This window comes from Aporhodopirellula sallentina SM41, assembly GCF_000346505.1.
GTDB lineage: Bacteria > Planctomycetota > Planctomycetia > Pirellulales > Pirellulaceae > Rhodopirellula > Rhodopirellula sallentina.
Genome location: NZ_ANOH01000087.1, coordinates 1 through 897 on the forward strand (window position 1 = coordinate 1; position 897 = coordinate 897).

1 protein-coding gene is annotated in these 897 nt (G+C 53.1%); it reads right to left on the reverse strand.

Annotated features, from left to right (window positions below):
- Positions 1 to 295 precede the first annotated feature (295 nt).
- A partial coding sequence (locus tag RSSM_RS04670) for a hypothetical protein (RefSeq protein WP_236620941.1) occupies positions 296 to 897 on the reverse strand: 602 nt, incomplete at its 5' end.

Here is an 897-nt window from a genome sequence, read left to right on the forward strand (position 1 = left end):
AATAGCCAAACGAATACTAGAAAAAAACAACTCTGTTGCTTCCGCATCAATGTCTTACCGCCAACGGTCCACTGGTCTCGAAATGAAAGAAGGGACCGGGAATTCTAGCTAAACAGCATTGGCGATTCTTGCACGCACCTCACAAGTTCCGTGTAAAAAAGCAGCGTAGTTCTCACACCTCATTTACGTGAGGCAGCACACTGCATCAAGCCTATCGAATTCGCAAAGCAATTCTTAGCGGCTATCCGAAGGCGAATCAGCCGATCGGCGTTAGCCGCGATTTTCCGACAGGTTGTTAGAGCATCGGTCCGACGGAATCCATGAAGTCGTTCGTCTGGCGAGAATCCATCACGCTCGGGGCCCCCTCGGCGATGACCTGATACAACCGTTGACCATCGAAAAGTATCCGGCGGCGAATAACGAGATCCTTGCCGTCGCGTGTCCGACTGCCGGAAATTCGGAACGTGAAGTCTTTGCCCTTCGAACCATTCTGCGTCATTCGCTTGGAACTCGATGGCTGCCCGAACGCTTTGATGTATTGCTCTTCGGCTTGCTCAACCATGCTCTCGCCGTACTGGTCGAGCAAATCCTTGTCGTCAATTTCGATCGGAATGAGGACACGCACACGCACCTGAAACTTGGCACCACTGACGTGGGCCGTTGAACGGTATTCGGTGTCAACCAGGTTTTTCCCTGGGATCGTCTCGTTGGTCACACCGGCTGGCATCAACGCATCAAAGCGGGCGGTCTCGTTGGTAAACGCACGCAGTTTCGGTCCGGCTGCTTGGGCCGATTGCCCCGCGAAAATCGAAAGACTCACGGCGGTCAACAATAATGCGGAAAGTACTCGGTTCATCGTTCTGGGCTCATTCTCGAGTTCTGGAGGCGTCGGTAAGA